Origin of the sequence: Streptomyces sp. NPDC057474 (genome assembly GCF_042802555.1) — a bacterium.
Classification (GTDB): Bacteria; Actinomycetota; Actinomycetes; order Streptomycetales; family Streptomycetaceae; genus Streptomyces.
Genome location: NZ_JBHVDX010000003.1, coordinates 26858 through 50389, shown reverse-complemented (window position 1 = coordinate 50389; position 23532 = coordinate 26858). Strand labels below are relative to the sequence as shown.

The following is a 23532-nucleotide window of genomic DNA, read 5'->3' as shown; positions in this document are numbered from 1 at the left end:
GACACCTCTACGCAGCCCATATAGAGGCGATGCAGTGCACGAGTGTGGGTATGGCGCGTATGCCTCTCCACGCCGACAGTGCGGATACTGGGGTGCTCCAGCGGATCGAGGTGCGGGTCCTGCAGGGCCCACAGTGCGGGGCGGCCGGACGCTCACGGTCTCGGCACCAGCACCCGCATGCCGGGTGGGCAGTAGCCTTCACCAGATGGATCCGGAACAACTGGTCAAAGAGCACCCTGTGGTGTTCCACATGGCTGAGGACGGCACCTGGCCCTCCATCCGGACTCAAGGACTGCTGAGCACGCGCGCCCTGGTGGACCTCTACCAACCGGCTTTCGCCGTGAGCGAGGCGATCCTCCACACGGTGCGCCGTTCCCAGATTGTCCTGGCCCGTTCCGGCCTTGCTCCTGCCGTCATACGCGATCAACTGCCCCTGAAGTACCTCGAGCAGGGCCTGACGGACGGAACCACCCCCCAGGAATACCTGGCTCTGCTCAACGGCAGGGTCTTCTTCTGGCTTACCCGCGAACGTCTTTCCCGGCTGCTCCGGGCCCGGCAATACCGTTCTCACCCGCATCTGGTCCTGTGCCTCGACACCGCCGAACTCCTACGGCGCTACGGCAAGAACGTGCAGCTGGCCCCCTACAACACGGGCAGCATGCTGAGGCCTCCTCCGTACTCGCCCAGGCGCGGACGCGACGTATTCGTCGACATCGACGAATACCCCTACGGCAGATGGCGCAGACAACGCGGCCCGCGCCGGGACGCCGTGGTGGAACTGACCGTCGACTACGCCGTGCCTGACGCTGCGGACCTCGTGCTTCGGGTAGAGCGCTGGGAAGGCGGCGCCTGCACAGGGATTCTCCTCGAGAGATGACACCCCAAACGGTCCAGGAGAGCCATCCCGGGCCGGGCGCGAACCGTGCGGTGTCCGCCCCTCACACTGGATGACCGCCGTTGCTGTCGAAGGGGTCTGGCCGCATCGATGCCCGGGCGGCGTCAAGTCCCTGGCGGATGCGCGCCGCCCGGCCAGCCGTCTGGCTGACCAGTTCGGTCCGGACCTTGCCGACTTGGTGGCTGCTGTTCCCACCGCCCGCCCGGTCCCGAGCCTGCCGGCTCCCGCCGTTGTCCGGCCAGCAGCAGGCGAGCCGGGAGCCGCAGGGGCACGGCACAGCCGGTCGGCTTGCCGTCACCCGTCCTTTGGAGAAGCTGCTGGCGGCACAAAGAGAGCCCCGGCCGGTGAGGCCGGGACTCCCTGTTGATGCCAAGCGCGCAGTAGACCACCCGACGCCCTGCCAGGGGCCACAGCGGCCGACACGGCTGTGCCGCAGCGGTGTCACGCGCTGACTGGTGAGGGTTGCTCCTCGGCCTGCTGCGGTGCCGCCTGCTCCGGAACCGCAGAAGCGGTGTAGAAGACGGACGAGCCCTGCTTGCTGCGCTGCGCCTGGCTTTTGGCCACCAGCCCTTCGACCGTGGTGCGCACCACGGTCGTCTTGACGCTGCGGTCAGGATGAGCCTGGCCGAGGGCTGCGGCGATCTCCGCCGCCGAACGCGGCTCGCTCTGTTCGGCGAGATGGCCACGGATCAGCTCGACCAGCGTCGGCTGCGCCGTCTTAGCGGACTCCGCCTTGCCGGCGCCCTTCTCGGCGGCCTGCTTCCCTGCCGTGCCACGACTGGGAGTGGGGGCGGTCTTCTTGGTCCGCGCCCGCTTGCCCGTGCCGGACCCGGCGGTCTTCTTCGTCGCGCGGGGGGCGGGCACCGTGGTGCTGTCCGACAAGGCCGCAGGCTCTGCGGAAGCCGGTGCTGCGCCGATCGCCTGCTGGATGCTGACCAGCACCGTGTGGTCACGTTGATGGGCTGCCAACTGCTCCTGCAGCGCGGCGATTTCTGCGCCGATCCGTTGTTGCTCCTTGGCGTTGCGTTCGAGGTCTGCACTCACTTGAGCGCTGTACTGCGATGTCAGTTCGGTGGCGGAAACTTTCTCGGACATGGGGTGCACAACCTTTCCCGGCTTAAGGCCGGAGTTGAAGGACCTGCCACACATGTGTGCTTTCCCAGGCCGGTGCTGCGGGGCGGCACAATATTCAGTGCACAGTGCCCTGCTGTAGAGATAGTACGGATAGCCGGAGCGGGCTGTTCTCCTCGAGCATGTCTGTGAGCTGGTCTCAGCGTTCAGTGATCCGGTGACGGGGTTCGCAGACGGGCAGGCTGAGGATGCGCGTGCTGCATGGGCAGTTGCCAGACCACCTCGTCGGTTTCCCGGTCGCGGTGCCAGGCTGTCAGTGTGCGCAGAGCCACCAGCCGGTCCAGGAGCTCTCCTGTCTGGTGAGGGGAATGACCGCACAGCCGGGCGAGGACGTCCATGTCGGTGCCGTGGCTGCCATGGCCGGAGAGGTGTGCCGCCAGCACCAGGGCGGTGAGCCGCAGCACGGGTGGTGCGGCGGCTGGCGGGACCAAGGGGGCGCAGTGAAGCGCCCAGTGAGCGGCGCGGCGGCGTGCGCTGCGGCCGGGTGCCTGGTCCAGGACTGTGGCATCGAGCAGGCGCACCGTCACCGGCGCCGACTTCAGGACCGGCATCTCCAGCCACCGGTCCTGGGCCAGTTCCTGCCACAGTTCCTGGCGTCCCTGCAGGCGCATGCCGCGCAGTAGGCCTGCCGGGAGCCGGACCTGGCCGCGGGCGTCGGCGCGCAGGGCGCACTGCAGGGCCAGCAGCCGGGCGGCGGGGGAAGTGAAGCGGGGGAGTGCCGATGCCAGGTAGGTGAGCATCTCCCGTACGCGCACCCGCTCGTCGCGTCCGGCGCCGGGGTTGTCGCGTACGGGAGCCGGCGGGCAGGCGTCCGGGCGAAGCCTGCGAGGACCGAGCAGTGTGTCCGGCACGACAGCGGTGTGGCTGGTCGCAGCCGCGCAGGCTGCGCAGGTGTCGGCCAGGCGCCAGGTGCGGCCGCTGCGGTCGCGGGTGAGGGCGAGCAGTACCGGCCCGCCGCAGCCGCGGTGACGCGGATGCCAGGAGCAGCCGCGTTCCCGGCACTGGCAGGTGCGCAGATGACCCGGCAGCGTGTCGGCGCGGGCGTGGCAGGCCAGATGCGCCAGGGCGGCGGAACGTGCGGAGGATGCCTTGAGAGAGGGTGTGTGGGCGGTGCAGTGAGGGCAGACGAGACGTGGTCCACCCGCCCGCGGACGCAGTTCCACCGTCCAGATACGCCGCACTGCGCCATGCGCGCCGGCAAGCCTCATCGGCTGGTCGTCCTCCCGTCCGTCCACGCGGCGATGACCGGTACCCGGGCTGCTGAAGGCCCGGGACCGGGCGCACGGTAGAGCAGATCCCCGCACCGCGAATGTCACTCCCGTCACCGGCAGATAGTGCAGAAGTCTGCACTGACAGGGCAGGGTTCTGCACCGTCGGATGGTGGGGTGACGATCTTGCCGCCCGACCCCGACCTCACCGCGCTGCGCGTCGAACTCGCGCGCCTGCGGGGCGAGCGCGGCTGGACCTTCGACGAACTCGCCGACCGCAGCGGCCTGGCACGGCGCACCCTCATCGACCTCGAACACGGCCGCACCACCGGCAGCCTCACCACCTGGCACACCCTCGCCCACACCTTCGACGTCTCAATCGAGCACCTGCTGGGCACCCTCTGCGACGACCACACCCCACCCGGCACGCCGAACTCCTGACCCCCGCGCCGCCCTGCGGGCACCACATCACGAATCACCCGAACCGGCGAACAGTCACAGAACACCTGACCGTGTACCGGCGTACGCGTTCGAGCCGGCTGGGCCGACCGTGGGACATACCCCGCAACACATGGCCCACCGCCGCGTGTTGCCTGGCACGGTCCCCGCCATGCACCCCACCCCCTCCTCCGTAGGCCGCCACTGGGTCGGCAGCCCGCGCATCAGCCGGCACCCCCGCTCCCTGCGAGTGGCCGCCACCAGCCCCAGCCGCCTGCTGCGCGCCGGCCACAGCAGCCGCTGCCGCCGCTGCGGCCACCGCACCGACGTCTACCCGCGCACCGACCAGCGGCCCATCGCCCTGCACCCCGCCGAACTGGCCACCACCCACGTTCCCGCCTCCTGCCGCTGGCACCTGAGCAGCGGCATCGCCCACCCGCACGGCGACGGCAGCGCCTGGTGCCGCATCCCGCACGCGGTCGTGTGCCCGGCCTGCACCCCCACCTGCCCCGCCAGCCCGCACCTTGAGGCAGTACGCCGCCACATCGCCGTCCGCACCCGCCGCCTGATCGACATCGGCGCCTTCACCCCTGCCCCGCCTCCCGCCGCTGGCCCTCCACCCCGTGCCGCTGCAGATCCCGCCCGGCCGGTCGTGCAGATTCTGCTGATCCGCTACCTCGCACCCGGCCCGCTCGACGCCATCCGCTGCGTGGCCCAGACCCGCCACCGCCACCGCTGCCCCCGGCCCGTCCTGACCCCCGGCAGTCCCGCCGGACGCTGGACGCTGCTGCCCCCGAGCCCCTGCCGCGGCCGACTAGCCCTGCCCGACACGCTGGTGGCCGTCTATGACCTGGGCCACCTGCCCTACACCGAACAACTGCGCTGGAGCGCCCAGCGCTGCCCGGCGCACGCCGCCAGCGGGGCCCCCGATCTCGCCCTGAGCGACTGGCAGACCTTCCACCCCCGCCGGCACGCCGCCCACATCCGCACCCGCATTCCGCACCCGCCTGCACTCCAGCCGGAGAGGGGATGACGGTGCCGCACCACGTCCTGGAGATCACTCTGACCCGCCCCCTCTCCCCGGCAGCCCTGCACCGCGCCGCCCGCAGCTTGCCGCTCGCCGCAAATCACGACGCCACTCGCGTCATGGCCCTCGTGCAGGCCAAGACCGACCACCAGGCCGTACGACGGCTACGCCGCCACCTCGCATCCCGACTCCCCATCGACGTGATCACCACGCACTACCCGGACGCAGACAACAGGATCCTGCTCAACGTCGACCTCCCGCCCGCCGCCCACGCCGTCCTCACGGACGCAGCACGCCGCGCCGCTCAACCCCCTGAGCGCTTCGTGGAACTGGCCCTGCACCGGGCCCTGGCCGCGTACGCCGACCAGGAGACCGACCGCCTCGGCCTCGCGGTACGCCAGCTGCTGGCCCACGCCAATCCCGCCCACCTGCTGTCCGCAGTCGGACACGCTTTGACCCGACTCCCCGAAAGCCCCACGCCATGAAGCCGACCGACGAACAGACAGCCGCGGCCGACGCCTTCCACGCCGGCGACCACCTCGCCCTGCAAGCCGGCGCCGGCACCGGAAAGACCACCACCCTCGCCCTCCTCGCCCACGCCACCACACGCCGCGGCCGCTACCTCGCCTACAACCGGGCCATCGCCCAGGACGCACGCGCCCGCTTCCCGCACACCGTCCAGTGCAAAACCGCCCACGCCCTCGCCTACGCCGCCGTCGGCCACCACTACACCCGCCGCCTGAACGCACCCCGCCGCCCGGCCTGGCAGACCGGACAAGCCCTCGGCGTCACCAAAGCCATCCGCATCGGCGACCGTGAAGTCTCCCAACGGGCCCTGTCCAACGCCCTGATGAACACCGTGACCCGCTTCTGCCACAGCGCCGACCCGGCCATCACCCGCCACCATGTACCCCACCTGCGCGGCCTGGAGAACACAGACCTGCATACCGAACTGGCCGCCCACCTCCTGCCGTTCGCCCGCAAGGCCTGGGCCGACCTGCAGCATCCCGACGACGGTGCAGTCCGCTTCGACCACGACCACTACCTGAAGATCTGGGCCCTCACCCAGCCCCGCGTCGACGCCGACTTCCTCCTGCTGGACGAGGCCCAGGACACCAACCCCGCCGTCGAACAGATCTTCCTTCACCAGCGCGACCACGCCCAACTGGTCATGGTCGGCGACTCCGCCCAGGCCATCTACCACTGGCGCGGCGCCAAAGACGTCATGACCGGCTTCGACGGCACCCAGCTGACCCTCTCGCAGTCCTTCCGCTTCGGCCCCGACCTCGCGGCGGAAGCCAACCGCTGGCTGCACCTGGCCGACGCCCCCATCCGCCTCACCGGCACCCCCACCGTTCCCACCGAACTCGGCCCCGTCACCAGCCCGGACGCAGTACTGTGCCGCACCAACGTCGGCGCCATGGCCCAGGTCATGGCACTCATGGCCGCCGGATACCGAGTCGCCCTGGCCGGAGGAGGAGACAGCCTGCGCACCCTGGCCCAGGCCGCTGGCGACCTGAAGAAAGGCCGCCGCAGCCACCACCCCGAACTGATCCTCTTCCCCTCCTGGGGTGATCTGCAGGACTACGCCGCCCAGGATCCGGCCGGACGCGACCTTCAGCCCCTGGTCAACCTCGTCGACGCCCACGGCACCGACGCCATCCTCGCCGCCGTTGCCCAACTCACCGCCGAGCCGCAGGCCCAGGTCACCGTTTCCACCGCCCACAAGGCCAAGGGACGCGAATGGCCCCGTGTACTGATCGCAGACGACTTCGCCCGCTCCGACAACGCCAGCGACGGCACAAGCCCCCAAGCGCGGCCAGAGCCCATCGACGACTCCGAGGCCCGACTCGCCTACGTGGCCGTCACCCGCACCCGCCAGCGGCTGGACCTCGGCGGCCTGTCCTGGATCCACGACCACCCCCACGGTCAACGAGGTCGGGCCTGATGGCGGCTCGTGGATCGGGGATCGTTGTCAGGTGCCGCCGTCTGCGGTGTCGGCCCTGCAGGCCGGCGGCCCGCATCAGCCAGGCGACGCGGCGGCGGCCGCATCCGGAGCCCTCCCGCTTGTACGGCATGCACGCGCGGGGCGCCGTAGGTGCCACGCGAGCGTTCGTGCACGGCCGTGACCTGTTTGGTCAGCTCGGTGTCACGGACCGCCCGCGGGCCGGGAGTGCCGGTGCGGCGGGCATAGAAGGCGGTTCGGGAGACCTGCAGCAGTTCACACGCTCGCTTGACGCTGTGGCCGCTCTGCTTCTCCGCCTCGATGAACGGGTGCACCGTCACCGGGTCTCCTTGATGCTCCTATGTCAAGCGGCCAGGCTCACGGGCGTTGGGGGTAGCGGGTTGAGGGGTTGGTCGAGATCGGTTTGGTCGGCGAGCAGGGCTCGGTAGACGCGGTCGGAGATGCGACGCCGCAGCAGGCGCAGGGCCTCCGTCTTGGTCTTGCCGACGGTGAGTTGCTTGGCGAAGTAGGCGGCGCCTTCGCCATCGCCTCGTACCTGGGTCACGGCGATCATGTGCAGAGCGTGGTTGACGGTGCGGTTGCCGCCCCGGTTGAGCCGAACGCGGACCTTGTTGCCTGACCAGACGGGGATCGGGGCAGTTCCGTTGAACCGGGCGAAGGCGGCCTTGGAGACGAACCGAGTGGCGTCGGCGGCCTCTCCGATGAGGACCGCAGCCCCCAGAACGCCGCAGCCTGGGATCGCCAGCAGATGGGGTGCCCGGGCGGTGACCAACCGACGGATCTGGCTGTCCAGCGCGTTGATGCGTTCCGAGAGTCGGCGGCAGTCCGCAACCTGTTCGGCAGCGATGGCCGCGAGCGTTCCGCGATGCGGGATCAAGGCTTGGGCCAACTGGTCCAGGACGCACAGGCGGCGCAGACCACGAGAGGCGACAGCAAGCTCGGGATCGAGCTCGTGCAGGAACCAGCGCAGCTTGTTGCCGATCGCGGTGCGCTGGGCCACCAGCGTGCGTCGATGGTCGATCAGTAACTTAATGTCCCGGCTCGGCCCGTCCAGGCACGCCTTGGGCAGGTCGGGCTCGCGCAGAGCGACCCGGGCCACTGCCTCGGCGTCGATCGGGTCGGACTTTCCGCGCTCCCGGGCCGAGCGCCGTGCGCCGGCCATCAGCCGGGTGTGTACCCGCACCACCGCGTGTCCACTGTTGAGCAGGTCGGCCTCGAACCGGCGGGTCAAGTGGCGGCAGTCCTCGACTGCTACCAGCACCGGACCGAAACCGTGCAGCCAGGCCAGCGCCTTGAGATGGCCGGCTGGTCGGGCGGCCACGGTCAGTTCCGCCAGCCGCTTTCCCAGCGGATCGACCGCCACCAGCGTGTGCGTGTTCTTGTGTCCGTCTATCCTGACGACGATCAACGTGCCTCCCTGCGACGATGCTGGCTCAGGCGATCGTCCGGTGCCGGGGGCACGCCTCAATCGGGCCAGCGGCACGCTCCTATCAAGCCACACCGCACCGGACAGCCTGTGACTGGCGGGCGGCACATCGCCGACAAGCCACCGCCGTGCGGGGCAGCGAAGAAACGAGCCAGCCCACCGGTCAACAGGATCCTGCCACCGGAGGGCGACACATCAAGGACCAGCCACCAAAGGCGACTTCGGACGGCGCCCACCCACCGATCGCCAACAGCCTGACATTGACGCGAAGAAAGCCGTAGCTCGCTTGAGGACCTCCACGTCCTCGCGCAGCCGGCGGTTCTCCCGCCGCAGCGCGGCCAACTCCTCGCGTTCACTGCTGGTCAGCCCGTCGCGCTCGCCCGCGTCGACCTCGGCCTGGCTGCCCCACAGCCTCACCGCGGTCTCGGTCAGATCGAAGTCCTTGGCGATCTGACCGACCGAGCGGTCACCACGTCGGCACAGCTCGACGATTTCGGCCTTGAACTCCGGCGTGAACGAACGACGAGGCCGAGGCTTCTTCTTCCTCATGCTCTCCATGATGGACATCCTCCCGGGGCGGAACCCCTGATCTCGAATGTCCGTCAAAGCGGATCAAGCCCAGTCCATGACCTGGTGGCAATGGGGGGAGCGGGGCGGGGTGTCACTTGCCGTGCTGTTCCTGCTGTTCTCTTCGAGAGGCGCCACGCCTGCGGCATCGTGGAGATGTTCGTGACGGCGCACGTCGAGACCCGGACGGAGCGCGAACAGCGCGCCACCGAGCTTGCGATGGCGCAGTTCCACCCACGGGGCCGCCTAGATGGCGTCTCAGAACAGCTCCCGGAGCCTGTTGAGATCGACGACGTCATCAGCGGGCGGCGCCTTGGCATCGATCGGCTTGTTGTAGTCCTTCACCGTCGACTCGAAGGGCCAGTCGCCACCGCTGCTGGTGTATTTCAGAACGTACGGCTGACCCTCGGTTGCGACGTACCACCTGTCGGTGACCCCCGCCTGTTCCCTGGTCAGGGTGATCGTCGACTGACCATCGACCTCAGCGGTGCCAGCTTTCTTCAGGCCACCCGTCTTCAGGCCCTCGAGCCAGAAGTCCGCATCGCAGAACTCCACAAGACCAAGTGCGTCGCCTCCCGCAGGGGCCTTCAACCAGCGGTCCTGCATGGTCTCGACCACGCGTTGCGCCGCCTGTTCGTCGCTACCCCACCACTCTGCGTAGTTCCTCCAGAAGGCGTCGTTACCCATCGTGTAGGTGGTATCACCGATCTTGGTGAACTGGGCGGATCCGTCGTCGACCTCGTCCATGCCTCGGCAATCGCCTTGCTTCTCTAGGGACACGTCTGTCCGGTAGTTGCCCTGTTCGACCACGCCTTTGCCGTTGATCCGGAGGGAATCCGCGTTCCTGCTGGCATCGATCGCTTTCTCTGCGATCTCCTTCGCGGGGAGGTCCTCGATGTCCTGTGCAGTTGTACCGACCGTAAGTCCGCCGAACGCCACCACCGCCATGACAACCCCAGACCGCCTCGCCAGGAGCTTGCCCTTAGCCATCATCGTCTCCCCTCGCTGATCTGCCCCCTCTCTTCCACGATGTGCTGCCCTCCTGGCCTTCGCCACCTCGGGCTCGGGGAGACACAGAGAGCCCTGGTGACCAGGTATTTCAAGTTGCGCGGCGGCTGACTCGTCGCAAGGCCCGGCCAGGCCGTTCAGCGTCACGTCAGCCCGTCCTGCCTCCGGCCAGCGGCCTGATCACTCTGACTCCGGCGCGTCATCGACGATGTTCTCTGCGAGCCGCTGTCGGACGGCCTCCGTTGCCTCGGGGCAGGGCCGTAGTGCGGGACTGCTCAGGACCCGGTCCCGCAGCTGACCGACCGGTCCGGCGCCGCCACCGATCCCGGGGCGTCAGCGCGGACAGAGGTCAGCGCGGCGCTCCGCGAGGATGGGTGGCGGCAACTGCCCTGCGTTGCACGGCTGATGACAAGTAGCTTGCTTCGTCACAACCACGGTGCCTCATTCCCGGGATCCGCGGCGGGCTTCAGCCTGGGGGTACAACTGTTGTGCGTCGGCACAAGTCCTTGGCGACCTGACCGATCGGCCGGTCACCCCGTCAGCACTGCTCGACGATCTGGGCCTTGAATTCCGCCGTGAAAGAGTGGCGAGGACGTGACTCCTTCCCGTGCTCTCCATGGCAGACGTCTCTCTTCCGGGGCGGAAGCTCCTGATCTCAGGTGTCTGTCAACGCGGATCAAGCCCAAGCAAGCCCCGTCATGAGCAGCGAGGGGCCAGGAGGCCTGGCTATTACCGTGGCTATCGCTGTCCGTCAAGTCGCGAAATTTCGTGGCATGACCGGGCTGATTTCCCATGACTCCCTTGATGTATGGGTTCATGCCGGATCAGATGCCGCACCGGCGTCATCCGGAGGACAGCGTTCTAAAGGAAGGGAATGACCGGAAATGGCGAATCCCGCGACAATGATGGTCTGCCAGAACTGCGGGCATGAAATGTACCGCGATGGCGTATGTGAAGCTTGTGGCTGGCGTATTGGTTGGGTGCCGGTAGCGCAACACTCGGATGGGACGTCAACATTTGTGCGCGAACCGCGGCACAAGTTTTTCACTGCTGCAATTCTGCTGACTACGCTCGTCGGCATAATAGCCTTCGTTGCTGGCATAGCGGAAGGGGGTGCGGCAGGCATTATCTTCGGTCCGCTTATGGTAATCGCAGGTGTGGTGGCGTGGAAGAAGACGCGTCTCGGCAAGGTGTGGCAAGGTCTTCCTGCTGGCGACCGGGGTGCCGCCCTTCCGGGGTTGGCGATCGGGGCAATAATCGCGCTTATGCTGATCCCTGTCACGATTATGATCGTGGCGGTTTTCGCTATGCTTCCGAAAGCGCGCGATCTGTAATATCGAGATGCCCGCGTAGCCCTCTCTCGGTAAACCTAACGGCCACCCGTTGGCTCCTGTAGATGGATGGCGAGCGGTCAGGAGTTCCCTTGCCAGCATGCCGGACGGCGTGCCATGTGATCCCAGGAGCTTGCCTGCCCCACATGTGAGCGGCAGGGTGGCAGCCGGGCCCGTGCCGACCGGAGCAAATGACGTCAGTGCTGTCGGCGTCGGCTGAACTCTGGTTCTGGATCACTTTCCGTGCCAGAGCCACGGAGGGTCACCACAACCGCGATCGTGAACGGCTTCACGCTGCGAGGAGGACCCGCTTGCGGAGCAGATCGAAGTTGGCGCGGCCGAACATCTGCCGCTTCAGCATTTTGATCTTGTTGTTGTGGCCCTCGACCGCGCCAGAGCTATAGGGCAGGCTGAGCCCGGCGACGACGGCATCGAAGTCCTGGCCGAGGCCGGTGACGAAGCCGTGCAGGGCGGGCAGGTCGTCAGCCTGCACGCACTCTGTCCACTGACTGAGGTCCCGGCCCCGGCGGTCGTTCATCAACTCCGCGAAGACACAAACGGGTTCGGCTGTTCTGCCGAGCGCGGCATCGTGGCCCGCTTGATCCGCGGCGGCTGGATGTGATCCTCGCGAATCTGATCGGGAACGCTCTCCAGCACGGCGGTTCGCCGGCGCGTGTCGGCGTGCGGACCGAGGGCCTGGACGGCCAGGTGGTGGCCAGCGAGTTCCGCGATCACGGGCCGGGGATTCCCGAGGACGTACTGCCACACGTCTTCGACCGTTTCTACAAGGCGAGCGCTTCGCGGCCACGGTCCGAGGGCAGCGGCCTTGGTCTGTCGATCGCGCCCGTATCCACGGGGGTGAAATCACGGCGGCGAACTCTCCCGGGGGTGGAGCTGTGTTCACGTTCCGGGTGCTGCGTGATGCTTCGGGTGGTGTGGAACGGCGAGGCGGCGACGGATCGGCCGGGGGACCGGACGGGCGCTCGCCCAGGTCGCTCTGCGGGGGTGCGGCGGGAGACGACGGATTATCGGAAGGCCGGCAGAGGCCGGGGGACCGACCGTTGATGGTTCTTGTTACGGCCCTTCGGTGTCCTACGCGGCTGAAAGTGACTGCTCGGCCCAGATGGTTTTGCCGGTGGTGGCATGCCGTGTGCCCCAGCGGTCGGAGAGTTGGGCGACGAGCAGCAGGCCGCGTCCTCCTTCGTCGTAGGTCCGGGCGCGGCGCAGGTGTGGGGACGTGTTGCTTGAGTCGAAGACTTCGCAGATCAGGGTGTTGTTCTCGTGGATCAGTCGCAGATGGATGGGGGGTTGGCCGTAGCGGATGGCGTTGGTGACGAGCTCGCTGACGGTCAGTTCGGTGATGAAGGCAGCGTTGTCCAGTCCCCAGGCGGTCAGCTGGTCGGTGGCGTGTTTGCGGGCCTGGGCGACGATGACGGGATCGGACGCCAGGTCCCAGGTGGCGACCCGGTCGGCGTGCAGGGCGCGGGTGCGTGCGATCAGCAGGGCGATGTCGTCATCGCGGCGGTGGCTCAGCACGGGCGTGAGAATCCGGTCGCATACCGTGTCCAGCGTCGGGGTGGGGGAAGAGAGGGCCGCGAACAGCTGGTCGAGGGCTTCGTCGATGTCGTGGTCGCGGGCTTCGAGCAGACCGTCGGTGTACAGGGCGAGGATGCTGCCCTCGGGTAGTTCGGTCTCGAAGGTCTCGAAGGGCAGCCCGCCCAGGCCCAGCGGAGGGCCGGCTGGCACATCGAGGAAGTAGACGGCGCCGTCCGGGGTGACGGCGGCGGGTGGGGGGTGGCCGGCACGCGCGAGGGTGCAGCGGCGGGAGATCGGGTCGTAGACCGCGTACAGGCAGGTGGTGCCAATACCTCCGGCGGTTTCGGCAGAGGGGTCCGTGCTGCCTTCGTCAGCGGCCAGGTGGATGACGAGGTCGTCGAGGTGGGTGAGCAGCTCGTCGGGTGGCAGGTCGACGTCGGCCAGGGTGCGCACTGCGGTGCGCAGGCGGCCCATGGTGGCGGAGGCGCGAATGCCGTGGCCGACGACATCGCCCACGACGAGGGCCACCCGTGCGCCGGACAGCGGAATCACGTCGAACCAGTCGCCGCCCACGCCGGCGGAGGTACCGGTGGGCAGGTAGCGGGAGGCGATCTCGAGTGCCGCCTGACCGGGCAGCGCGTGCGGGAGCAGGCTGCGCTGCAGGGTGATGGTGGAGGTGTGCTCCTGGGCGTACCGCCGGGCGTCGTGGATGCTGACGGCCGCTCGGGCCGTGAGCTCCTCGGCCAGCAGCAGGTCGTCCGGCTCGAAGGGTTCCCGGCGCTGGTGACGGCTGAAGAGGACCACGCCGAGCGTGATGCCGTGGGCACGCATCGGCACGATCATCATCGAGTGTGTCCCGTACTCGCGGATCCAGGCGGCTGAGGGGGCCTGGGCCGCCCATCGGGCGATGGTCGAGTCGGTCATCCTGTACAGGGAGGGATGGCCTGCGGCCAGGCACTCGGCCGGAGGTGACAGCGCCGGGTAGGCGGCCGTCTCGCCCACTGCGACCAGGGACTCCGGGCTCCCTTCGAGGACCGACCGCACAGCGGTGCGGCGCATGGTGACCGGTCCTGCCGATGGGGCCGAGGCCGGCTTATCGCCCTGCTGCGGAAGGTCAAGCAGGTCGACGGCGGTGAAGTCCGCGAGCCAGGGGACGGCTATGTCGGCCAGTTCCTGCGCGGTGCGTGCGATGTCCACAGTGGTGCCGATGCGGGCGCCGGCGTCGCTCAGCAAAAGCATCCGCTGCCGGGCAAGGTACCCCTCGGGCCTGGAGTGCGCCGTCAGGCACACGGCGCGCACTCTGCCGTCCGCGTCCTTCAGCGGGGCCAGGGATGTCGACCAGCCGCGCTCCGGGCTCACACCCGTGGCACAGATGTAGGCCTCCACGTACTGCTGCTCGCCGGTCTCCAGCGCAAGGCGCATCCTCCTCTCGGTCTCATGGCTCACGGCATACGGCGCGATCTCGGGCAGGTGCAGCCCGCGCATCTCAGCCTCGGCAAGGGACAGTGCGCGCTCCATCCTGGCGTTCGCCGCCACCAGTCGCAGGTCGGTGTCGAAGATCGCCAGGATGTCGGGGGACTGGGAGAACGTCCATTCCCTCAGCGGTTCCTCCTCGGGCGAGCGTCGCTTGCCCGCCACGGCGGATACCACGAGCCACTCGGTGATGCCCCCGTCCGACGTCCGGCGGTGCGCGAGCAGTCGCAGCTCCAGCCGGTGGCCGTCCCGGTGCCGCAGCGCCAAAGTACCGCTGCACCGTTCCCGCCCGCCCGGGGGCCGCGGGGGCGTCTCGCCGACGTCGTCCGCGAGCAGCCCGGCGGCCGTCCGCCCCGCGACCTCCGAGGCCGTGTAGCCGAGCAGCCGCCGGGCACCTTCGCTCCACCCCGTCACGATGCCCTGCTCATTGATGGTGGCCGTGGCCGTGAACGCCGACTCGGGGGATGCGTCCGACTCGTCCGGCCGCTCAGGGATGGGAAGTCGCTCCATCATCTCGCCCTTGCTCGTTCCGTGTCCCCGCTGCCCCGCGGGAACCTGCATGGCCAGGGCTCTACTGACAAGCATGATCCTGCGCGGCACGGAACACCAACGCAGTGCTGTCTATGAGGGCTCTGACCCGGCCCGCCGACGAGGTGCTCGACCGGGCCGTTTTGCGCGGCTAACCCGCACGTACCGCCTGCGCCGCCCGGGCGCTGTTCGTCGCCCCGGACACCCGCAGGCGGCGGTGCGGCTACTTCAGGAAATGTGCAATGGCGTGGAACCGAACCCTGGCCTCCTCGCGTGAATCTAAGCAAATAGTGAAATTTGAGCATTTGCCCCCCGCTTAGAAGGTGTGAGCAGTGAGGGCAGAGCCGATCTGTCGGAGGCAGTCCATGAGCTTCAACCCCACGCCGCACACCGAGGCGCCCGCACCTGCGCGGCCTGCGCTGGCCCCGCGTGAGCAGGAGACCCTGCGACACATCGCCGAAGGGTGCACCTACCTTCAAACGGCGCGCCACATGGGGCTTTCCCAGCACACGGTCGATGCCTATCTCCGCCGTATCCGGACCAAGCTCGGCATCAACAGCACGGCGGAACTCACACGACTCGCCGTCTCCCTCGGACTGTGACGCCCGGCCACCCGAGCGGGAGGGGCTGACCAGCGGCGAACGTGAGGGGCGGCCGCGCTGCTTGCGGGAGAACTGCCGACTGCGGGACGACTGGAGATACTCAGGCGGGCTGATCCGCTCGGCGATCACCGTCGCGGGCATCCGCGGGTACTCCGCCAGCAGTTCGCGAATCGCCGGCTCCACCGCATCCACGATCGAGCCCCTCGGTGCCCGCCGGTACTTCGGCGGATCATCGCCTTTGACCCTCGGGGTGATGCCGCGTCGGCCCCAGGTGCGGCCCTTGGGCGGCCGGCCGGTCACGCCCGCTTCGTCCTCGAAGCAGAGGAATGCGCCGGTCGCCGCCCGGAGGGTTCTGCCTCCCGCCAGGTCGCCTCCCGCCATGCGGTAGCCGCGTCCTCGTCGCGCTCTGCGGCGGGCCGGGCGGGCATCACTCCCGGGCGATACACGGGACTTTTCACGTCCTCCTCGAAGAGGTCAGCGGCCCGCCGCAGTACCTCTTCGCGGCACCTGCGCTGCTCGGCGGTCAGCCCGCCTCCGGATACCGCATACTTCCGGGCTACCAGCCAAGACGGGGCCCCTGTCACCAGGTCCGACAAAGACCCAGACGCTATAACGCCAAGGTCAGTAACTGCGCTGGCGCAGCCACCTCCGCACGCCGCCCGGGTCGAGGCGCTCCCGAGTGTGATCAGCCTCGGGCAGCCCACGCTGATGACGCCGCCGCACCGGGCCGCCGTGTAGGCATCACCCGCACCGCTTGCCCTCGCCCGGGAGGCGGTGCGTGTCTGGTGGGCGTGTTAGTCATTTTGGGAGTATTTGTAGTTTTCGATTAGGGGTTATGCGGTTTTGATGTCAGGCGTTATGGAGGTCTGCATGGCGGAGGGCGACGGCGTCGAGCGCCTGGTGGCGGGACGGTACCGGCTGCTGCGCAGGCTCGGGGCCGGGGGGATGGGGCGGGTATGGCTCGCCTACGACCAGATACTCGACTGCGAGGTCGCCCTCAAGGAACTCGCTCTCCCCGTAGACGTACCAGAGGAGCAACTGGGCACCCGGATTGCCCGTGCGCGAGTCGAGGCGCGGCATGCTGCCCGGCTGCGCAGCCATCCGCACGTCGCCACGGTGCACGACGTCGTGGAGGAAAACGGCCTGCCCTGGATCGTGATGGGCTTCATGCCCGGGGCGAAGGATCTCGCCGAGGTGGTGCGCGATCACGGACCGCTGTCACCCTCCGACACTGCGCGAATCGGTGTGGCCGTACTCGATGCACTGATGGCAGGCCATCGGGTCGGGATCCTGCACCGGGACGTCAAACCGGCCAACATCCTGCTGACCGGGCCTGGCGCACAGACCCCAGGCGGCGCAGCAGGCGGGCACGTCTTGCTGACCGACTACGGCATCTCGCTGCAGCCGGACTCTGGCGAGACACGGCTGACCACAACGTCGGGGTTCATCGGAACCCCAGGGTTCCTGGCACCGGAGCGCTCCCGCGGAGTGGCACCAAGCCCGGCTTCCGACCTCTTCTCACTCGGCGCCACCTTGTATTACGCCGTGGAGGGGAGTGGACCGTTCGACCGGCCGACGCCCTATGAGACCCTGTCGGCACTGCTATTTGAGGAACCCCCACCCCCGACCCGGGCGGGAGACCTGGGAGCGGTCCTGGCCGGTCTGATGGCCAAGGATCCCGAACAGCGGATGGGCAGCGACGAGGCGATGCGCACGCTCGCCGGGCTCACCGCCACGCCGGGCGCGGAACCGAGAGTGGAGAAGCCGGCCGTCCCGGAGGGGGAGACGACGCCGCTGCCGGAAGAGCAACCGGCCTCGCGGCCGCCTCCTGGCGCACCGCCGGCCGAAGAAGGCCCTTCGCCCGCCCCACCTCCGCCGCGACCGCGGCATCGCTGGAGCGCCAAGGTACCTTCGGGCCGGGTTCTGAGGGCCATCGCGGCCGCCCTGCTGCTCATCGGGGGCGGCATTTGGGCAGGGGTCACACTGCTCGCCAGCCCGGACACCAAGGCCCCGAAGACCGATGTGCCGCCGTACGGGGACCAGGTCGCACTGACTCGCGAACTGAAACCCGGCAACTGCGTGTCGGCTTCCTGGCCCGAGGAGCGGTTCAAAGATCCGCCCGAGTTGAAAATCGTCGACTGTAAGACCTACCCCGACGGCCAGGTCCTGGACGTCAACGCAACCACGTCCCTGGACGACGCGAGGGCCAATGGCCAGGGCATCTGCAGGGGACTCCTGCGCGACACGACGAACAGTATGGTCAATGTCCAGTCCTACGCGCTGGTACCCAGCGAGGCCGGCTGGGACAACGGCGTGCGGAACACCGCCTGCCTGCTCTTCGGCAAAACCGTCGGCCTCTACGGCCCGGTGGGTGACTACCGGAAGTACGGCGAACAGATCTTCGTTGAGAACAGCTCAATCGGCGACTGCTACAACCTCAAGAAACTGGAGGAGAACAACTACGCCCACTTGCTTGTGGATTGCAAACAGCCACACGAGCTGCAGGGATTGGGCTACGTCAAGGCACCAGAGAGCATGAGGTTCGAGTCCTGGGACTCGATGTACGACCTATGCGTCAAGCGCTACGGGTCCTACAAGAGTCCCACACGCGACCTGTACGCGTGGAATCACGCGGAGAATACCTGGAACCAAGGGTTCCGATTCGTGATGTGCCTGCTAGCGATGCGTGAAGAGGGCCAGAAGCTCCCGCCCGGCTCAGCCCCACCCGCGCCCTCCCCAGTCAACGTCGAGCCGATGGGGGCCCGGTGACAGCCGGTCAGAACCGCCCCTGATATGCCGCCCATGCCCTGCAGAGCCCTTTTATCACGTTCACCCTCTGTCGCCAATGAATATACGGTTTAAGGAACCAGGCGTTGGGAGATCTGCCATGACGAAAGGCAACGGTGCCGAGCGCCTGATAGCGAAGCTGTACCGACCGCTACGCAGGCTTGGGCGCGGCGGAATAAGGCGAGGCCAGCTCACCCGCGACCAGCCACCCGTCTCACAGCCGTCCACCGGACCGTCGGCTGCGGAAGGTAGCCCAGCGGCAGCCCCGCCGCAGCCTCAGCATCCCGGGAGGTCTTCCAAGGCGATCTCGGGCCGGATGCTTGGGTTCATTGCTACCGTGCTGCTACTCATCGGCGGTGGCATATGGGCGGGCATCGCACTGCTCAACAGTCCGGGCTCCAAGACACCGAAGGCCGGCCCGGTCCTGCCGTACGGCGACGAGGCCGGACTGACTCGCGAACTGAAACCCGGCGACTGTGTCTCGGCTTCCTGGCCCGAGGAGCGGTTCAAAGATCCGCCCGAGTTGAAAATCGTCGACTGTAAGACCTACCCCGACGGCCAGGTCCTGGACGTCAACGCAACCACGTCCCTGGACGACGCGAGGAGCAACGGCCAGGGCATCTGCAGGGGACTCCTGCGCGACACGACGAGCAAGATGGCCGACGTCCAGTCCTTCGCGCTGGTCCCTAGCGAGGCGGGCTGGGACAACGGCGTGCGGAACACCGCCTGCCTGCTCTTCGGCAAAACCGTCGGTGTCTACGGCCCGGTGGGCTCCTACCGGCACTACGGCGACGAGCTCTATCTCGAGAACAGCTCAATCGGCGACTGTCTGGACACCAAGAAACTGGAGAAGCACGACTACACACCTCTCTTCCTGGTGGACTGCAACAAACCACACGAGCAGCAGGTCCTGGGCTATGTCGAGGCGCCCAAGGGCATGACGTTCGACGAATCTTGGGATGCGATGTACGGCCTGTGCGTCAGGCAATTTGGCTCCTATATCAGCCCCACCCGAGACCTGTTCGCGTGGACCGACACCGAGGATTACTGGAACCTCGGCTTTCGGTTCGTGATGTGCGGGCTCGTGGCCAGCGACGAGGGCCAGAAGCTCCCGCCCGGCTCAGCTGTACGCACACCAGATAACTGAGCTGGCTCCGGCGTTCTGCCCCGCCCGGTGGATGCATGACGGCCGCGCTGGGCACACAACGCGCCATGTGAGGGCGTCAGGCTCAACCTCGATGAGGACCCCGGCGGCACCTGGTTTCTCTGGCGCGGCCCGGTCGGCCTCGTCGCCCGTTGCTTGAGCATGTGCCTTGACAAAGCGGGCGGCCCAGTCGGTGCAATCGGCCTCGCTACCGTAGGCGTCTGCCAGCGATAGGTCGATAGGCGCGCCTTGTCGGCCGAGTGCTCGTCCTCGTGGCGGCCGGGGGCCGCAGTCGTCGGCGTGAGGGCGTATGTCACGCACTCCGGGATCGAGCGGCCGCCGGGTACGGCCGCAGTTCCCGCGCAGGCCAGGCCCACCGCGATTGTCTTGGGTACGCAGGCGCCGACGAAGGCCACCACTTCCATGACCGCGGCCCGTACTCGCCACCGACCCAGCGAACGCTTAGCGCCCATTTCCCTGACCGAGGGCCTGCGCTCGGCAGACAACGGCGCCAGTGCCGCGCCAGAGCCAGCTTCCCGCCCCCGCACGAGTGGACGAGCGCCCTCCCCTGGCGCGACGGGCTGGTGAGAGGGGTTCTCCAGGTGCTTTGGGCGAGCCTATTTGTGACGCATCGCCAGAAATCATATGGTTTTGGTGACAGGCGTTGTGGAGGTCTGCCGTGACGGAGGGCAACGGTGCCGAACGCCTGGTAGCGGGGCGGTACCGGCTGCTGCGCAAGCTGGGTGCCGGGGGGATGGGGCGGGTGTGGCTCGCCTATGACCAAACGCTCGAGTGTGAGGTGGCACTCAAGGAACTCGCCCTCCCGGTGGGGATCCCGGATGAGGAATTGAGCGCTCGCATCGCTCGGGCCCGAGTCGAGGCCCGGCACGCTGCCCGGCTGCGCAGTCACCCGCATGTGGCCACCGTGCATGATGTCGTCGAAGAGCACGGCCTGCCCTGGATCGTCATGGGGTTCGTGCCCGGAGCGAAGGATCTTGTCGAGCTGGTGCGGGAGTACGGCCCACTGTCGCCTGCAGAGACGGCGCGTATCGGTCTGGCCGTGCTGGAAGCGTTGATGGCTGGTCATCGGGCCGGGATTCTGCACCGGGACGTCAAGCCGGCCAACATCCTGCTGGCCGGAGGGCCCCCGGAGGCGCCGGGCCATGGTGAAGGCGGGCAGGTGTTGCTGACCGACTACGGCATCTCACTGCAGCCCGACTCCGGCGAGACCCGGCTGACCGGAACATCTGGGTTCATCGGAACCCCAGGGTTCCTGGCACCGGAGCGCTCCCGCGGAGTGGCACCAAGCCCGGCATCCGACCTGTTTTCCCTCGGCGCCACCCTGTACTACGCCGTCGAGGGCAGCGGACCATTCGACCGCCCCACGCCCTATGAGACGCTGACAGCCTTGCTCTTCGAAGAGCCCCCGCCCCCGAGCCGGGCAGGGGACCTGGGGCCTGTCCTGGCTGGCCTGATGGCCAAAGACCCGGCACAGCGGATGGGGAGCGACGAAGCGGCGCGTAAGCTCGCCGAGCTGGCCGCCACGCCAGGGGAGGCTCCCCGGGTACAGAAGCCGGCGCTCCCGGCAGTAGAGACGACGCCGTTGCCGGAGCCCTCAGTCTTGCGGCCACCTCCTGCCGCACCGTCTGCCGAAGAAGGCCCCGCAGCCGAGGGCGGCGCACTGCCACAGCGGCGGCATTCCTGGCGGCCCAAGATTCCTTCACCCCGGGTCCTGGGGGCCATCGCGGCCGCCCTGCTGCTCATCGGCGGCGGGATCTGGGCGGGCCTCACATTGCTCAACGACAAGACCGCTGACAACGGCAAGGCGCTGCCTTACGGCGACGAGGTCGGACTGACCCGCCAGCTGAAACCCGGGGACTGTGTCCACGCCTCCTGGCCCGAGGGAAGGTTCAAAGACCAGCCCAGACTGAAAATCGTGGACTGCAAGGCGTACCCGGACGGCCAGGTGCTGGACGTGAACGCGACCACGTCCCTGGCCGATGCGAGGGCCGACGGCCCGGGGATCTGTACGGGCCTCTTGCGGGACACGGTGCGCAAGATGGCCGATGTCCAGTCCTACGCGCTGACACCCAGCGAGGCTGGCTGGGACAACGGCGTGCGGAACACTGCCTGTCTGATCTTCGGAAAGACCGTCAGCCTCTACGGCCCGGTGGGGGACTACCGGAAGCACGGCGACGGTGTCGCCATCGAGAACAGCTCAATCGGCGACTGTATCGACACGAAGAAACTGGCAGAGCATGACTTTGCCTTCACGCTTGTGGACTGCAACAAACCACATGAGATGCAGGGCTTGGGCTACGTCAGGGCGCCTGAAGATGTGAAGTTCGAACCTGGAAATCCCATCTATTACGAGCTGTGCACCAAGCGGTATGGGTCCTACACGAGCCCCACTCGTGATCTGTGGGCGTGGATCGACGCCGAGGACACCTGGAACAAGGGCTTCCGCTATGTGATGTGCCTGCTGGTGATGCCGGAAGAGGGCCAGAAGCTCCCGCCCGGCTCAGCCGTACCCACACCAGGTGACTGAGCTCGTTCCGTATCGCGCTCCGCCAGGCGGATGTATGACCGCCATTGCGAGGCGCAACGCGCGCCATGCTGCAGGCGGGCCGGAGGTTTTGGCTTGTCGGTGAGCGTCGCAGCGGCTGCCCGCCACAGCTGCTGCTCGGGTGAGCCGGAGCGGTGCTGTGCCGGGTCGTCGGCCGAGCCCCCGCCGCCAAGGGCGGCGCCTTCAACGCCGACCACAATTTGGCATCAACCTCGACCCTGCTGCCCGCAGCGACCTCTGATCACCATGCCAGTAATAGCGGGTCCCCTCGGCACCTCGCAGTGCCAACTCGAGGGCCCGTTCTCAGCAGGGCCGCAATTATTACGGTTCCCGGGCCGATGTCAAGACACGAAAGTTCGTGGATTTTCTCTCGCTCGCCACAGAGTAAGGGTGGTCTCACGTGACTCCGGAAGGAGTCGACATCTGAGGGAGATCACTATGATTACGGCACTCCGGCGGAGAACTACTCGGCTTATCTGCGCATCCTGCATTACCAGTGGGCTCCTCGTCTCTGCAGGGGCCACAACCGCCATGGCAGCCTCTCAGCCGCTTGCAGGGGTATCGACCAAGGCAGCAGCCCAGGAGCCGGAACCCCCTGCTCCGGCTGCTCCCGTTGAGCCGACTGAGCCTGCTTCTCCTGTTGCTCCTGCTGAGCCTGATCCAGCTGCTCCGATTGAGCCTTCTGCTCCCCCTGAGCCTGTTGCTCCCATTGAGCCGTCTGCTCCGGCTGAGCCGTCTGCTCCCGCTGAGTCTGTTGCTCCGGCTGAGCCTTCTCCCTCTGAGCCTTCGGCGCAGACACCTGACCCGTCGGCTGCCCCGACTCCGGCTGGCCCGTCGGCTGACCCGGCAGAGCAACGGGAGGAACTGGATGAGCTCACGCCGGAGCTGAACAGGGAAGTAGAGGAGCTGCCGGAACAGCAGGAGGTCCCTGACGAGGTGCAGGGGACCGTAGAGCAGCTGAATACCACACTGAAGGTAATTGAAGACCCGAAAACGTCGTTGGAGGAGCGGGTCACGCTCGCGCAGTCCGTGCAGCAGGTGACCGTCGCATTGGAGCTAATCGAAGACACCAAAACGCCGCCGGAGGTGCGGAAATATCTCACGAAGTTCTTGGAGCCGGTGGGTGGCACGCTTAAGCTGATCAATCACCCGAAGACGCCTCCAGAGGTGCGGAAGAAGCTCATCGGAATTCTGGGGCCGCTGCTCGGCGCGGTGTCGAAGATTAACGACCCGAAGACGCTGATGAAGGAGCGGGATCAGCTCACAGGAATTCTAGAGTCGCTTCTAATCGGCACCGGCGAGACCGACCCGGAGAAGGGGGATCCGAAGGAGCGGGATCCGGCAGGCAACCAGCCTGGCACGCAGACCGATGAGACGAATCGCACGCACGAGACTGGCCAGGGTCTCATCGAGATCTTGATAGATCGCTACAACAAGTTGACTCCGGTGCAGCAGGCGGGGCTGAACTGCGCGACGGGAGGTATTTTCAAGGTCGGCAAGGTGCTGAAGATTTTCAAGGCCAATGGGACAGTGCAGGTCCTCCAAGATATCGGCACCGCTGTCGATGGCCTGGTTATCGGTAAGGATTGGGCCACCGGGCAGTACTACGAGCTAGCTTGGGATTTCGCTGAACAGGTTCCCGTCGCGGGTGGGGTTGCCTCGTGTATCAGGGTGCTGGACGAAATGGAACAGGAGAAGGGGGAGAAGTTCGAGGCTGGCCTCCTCAAGTCTTCCGAGTTGGAGAAGAACGAGGTGGGACCGGTGGAAATCCCGGAGGACCCGGCGCTTCAGCAGAAGCACGGAGCTTACGGGACCGGAGGCTGAAGCAGCCGCTTGAGGCACCAACGCAGAGGGTCCGTGCCGACTGCGTCCGGCACGGACCCTCGTACAGCATCCCAC

At 67.6% G+C, this 23532-nt stretch carries 17 protein-coding genes and 3 pseudogenes; 12 read left to right on the top strand and 8 right to left on the bottom strand.

All coding sequences use genetic code 11. The annotated features are described in order from the left end of the window. Window positions 1–205: 205 nt before the first annotated feature. The gene (locus ACFU53_RS01370) at window positions 206–877 is read left to right on the top strand and encodes a DUF7002 family protein (protein WP_383984631.1); all 672 of its coding nucleotides are present in this window, start codon (window positions 206–208) and stop codon (window positions 875–877) included. A 459-nt stretch (window positions 878–1336) separates the two neighbouring features. Here the strand turns inward: ACFU53_RS01370 and ACFU53_RS01365 are convergent, their stop codons facing one another. Both ACFU53_RS01365 and ACFU53_RS01360 read right to left on the bottom strand, forming a co-directional pair. Then, window positions 1337–1990 (bottom strand): hypothetical protein, encoded by a 654-nt coding sequence (locus ACFU53_RS01365; RefSeq protein ID WP_383984628.1) that lies wholly within the window; start codon window positions 1988–1990, stop codon window positions 1337–1339. Between the two features lie 182 nt (window positions 1991–2172). Beyond that, window positions 2173–3261, bottom strand: coding sequence for a hypothetical protein (locus tag ACFU53_RS01360; protein ID WP_383984625.1), 1089 nt, complete (start codon window positions 3259–3261; stop codon window positions 2173–2175). A 150-nt stretch (window positions 3262–3411) separates the two neighbouring features. Between ACFU53_RS01360 and ACFU53_RS01355 the strand changes: the two genes are divergently transcribed. The 4 genes from ACFU53_RS01355 (at window position 3412) to ACFU53_RS01340 (ending at window position 6647) form a co-directional block, all read left to right on the top strand. After that, window positions 3412–3675: a helix-turn-helix transcriptional regulator gene (locus tag ACFU53_RS01355; protein ID WP_383984622.1), complete on the top strand. Its 264-nt coding sequence runs from the start codon at window positions 3412–3414 to the stop codon at window positions 3673–3675. A gap of 169 nt (window positions 3676–3844) precedes the next feature. After that, a complete protein-coding gene (locus ACFU53_RS01350; RefSeq protein ID WP_383984619.1) occupies window positions 3845–4705 on the top strand; it encodes a DUF6083 domain-containing protein in 861 nt (286 codons plus the stop codon). Then, a complete protein-coding gene (locus ACFU53_RS01345; RefSeq protein WP_383984616.1) occupies window positions 4702–5184 on the top strand; it encodes a hypothetical protein in 483 nt (160 codons plus the stop codon). Before ACFU53_RS01350 ends, ACFU53_RS01345 begins: the two co-directional genes overlap by 4 nt. Beyond that, on the top strand, window positions 5181–6647 hold the full coding sequence (locus ACFU53_RS01340) for a UvrD-helicase domain-containing protein (RefSeq protein WP_383984614.1): 1467 nt from the start codon (window positions 5181–5183) through the stop codon (window positions 6645–6647). The genes ACFU53_RS01345 and ACFU53_RS01340 overlap by 4 nt, the downstream gene beginning before the upstream one ends. 361 nt (window positions 6648–7008) lie before the next feature. Here ACFU53_RS01340 and ACFU53_RS01335 read toward each other — a convergent pair whose 3' ends face one another. The 3 genes from ACFU53_RS01335 to ACFU53_RS01325 form a co-directional block, all read right to left on the bottom strand. After that, window positions 7009–8073: an IS110 family transposase gene (locus ACFU53_RS01335; protein ID WP_383984611.1), complete on the bottom strand. Its 1065-nt coding sequence runs from the start codon at window positions 8071–8073 to the stop codon at window positions 7009–7011. Between the two features lie 213 nt (window positions 8074–8286). Next, a complete protein-coding gene (locus ACFU53_RS01330) occupies window positions 8287–8640 on the bottom strand; it encodes a transposase (RefSeq protein WP_383984608.1) in 354 nt (117 codons plus the stop codon). A 276-nt stretch (window positions 8641–8916) separates the two neighbouring features. Beyond that, window positions 8917–9813 (bottom strand): hypothetical protein, encoded by an 897-nt coding sequence (locus tag ACFU53_RS01325; RefSeq protein WP_383984605.1) that lies wholly within the window; start codon window positions 9811–9813, stop codon window positions 8917–8919. Between the two features lie 737 nt (window positions 9814–10550). Here ACFU53_RS01325 and ACFU53_RS01320 point away from each other — a divergent pair. After that, on the top strand, window positions 10551–11000 hold the full coding sequence (locus ACFU53_RS01320; RefSeq protein ID WP_383984602.1) for a hypothetical protein: 450 nt from the start codon (window positions 10551–10553) through the stop codon (window positions 10998–11000). 286 nt (window positions 11001–11286) lie between these two features. On the opposite strand, the pseudogene ACFU53_RS01315 reads toward ACFU53_RS01320, so the two are convergent. Next, a pseudogene (locus ACFU53_RS01315) lies at window positions 11287–11556 on the bottom strand (transposase); the annotation flags it as partial. A gap of 15 nt (window positions 11557–11571) precedes the next feature. Here ACFU53_RS01315 and ACFU53_RS01310 point away from each other — a divergent pair. After that, window positions 11572–12034 (top strand): annotated as a pseudogene (locus ACFU53_RS01310) (sensor histidine kinase); the annotation flags it as partial. A gap of 55 nt (window positions 12035–12089) precedes the next feature. Here ACFU53_RS01310 and ACFU53_RS01305 read toward each other — a convergent pair. Further along, complete coding sequence (locus tag ACFU53_RS01305; protein WP_383984782.1) at window positions 12090–14519, bottom strand: SpoIIE family protein phosphatase; 2430 nt, start codon at window positions 14517–14519, stop codon at window positions 12090–12092. A gap of 380 nt (window positions 14520–14899) precedes the next feature. On the opposite strand from ACFU53_RS01305, the gene ACFU53_RS01300 reads away from it, so the two are divergent. After that, window positions 14900–15136: a response regulator transcription factor gene (locus ACFU53_RS01300; RefSeq protein WP_383984599.1), complete on the top strand. Its 237-nt coding sequence runs from the start codon at window positions 14900–14902 to the stop codon at window positions 15134–15136. A 110-nt stretch (window positions 15137–15246) separates the two neighbouring features. Here ACFU53_RS01300 and ACFU53_RS01295 read toward each other — a convergent pair. Then, a pseudogene (locus ACFU53_RS01295) lies at window positions 15247–15370 on the bottom strand (IS21 family transposase); the annotation flags it as partial. Window positions 15371–16006: 636 nt separating this feature from the next. Here ACFU53_RS01295 and ACFU53_RS01290 point away from each other — a divergent pair. From ACFU53_RS01290 to ACFU53_RS01275, 4 genes are all read left to right on the top strand, one after another. Continuing rightward, window positions 16007–17905, top strand: a complete 1899-nt coding sequence (locus tag ACFU53_RS01290) for a protein kinase (protein ID WP_383984596.1) — start codon at window positions 16007–16009, stop codon at window positions 17903–17905. Window positions 17906–18260: 355 nt separating this feature from the next. Beyond that, on the top strand, window positions 18261–19070 hold the full coding sequence (locus ACFU53_RS01285) for a septum formation family protein (protein WP_383984593.1): 810 nt from the start codon (window positions 18261–18263) through the stop codon (window positions 19068–19070). Between the two features lie 676 nt (window positions 19071–19746). Next, window positions 19747–21615, top strand: coding sequence for a protein kinase (locus ACFU53_RS01280; protein WP_383984590.1), 1869 nt, complete (start codon window positions 19747–19749; stop codon window positions 21613–21615). 954 nt (window positions 21616–22569) lie between these two features. Next, complete coding sequence (locus ACFU53_RS01275) at window positions 22570–23457, top strand: hypothetical protein (RefSeq protein ID WP_383984587.1); 888 nt, start codon at window positions 22570–22572, stop codon at window positions 23455–23457. The last annotated feature ends 75 nt before the right edge of the window (window positions 23458–23532 follow it).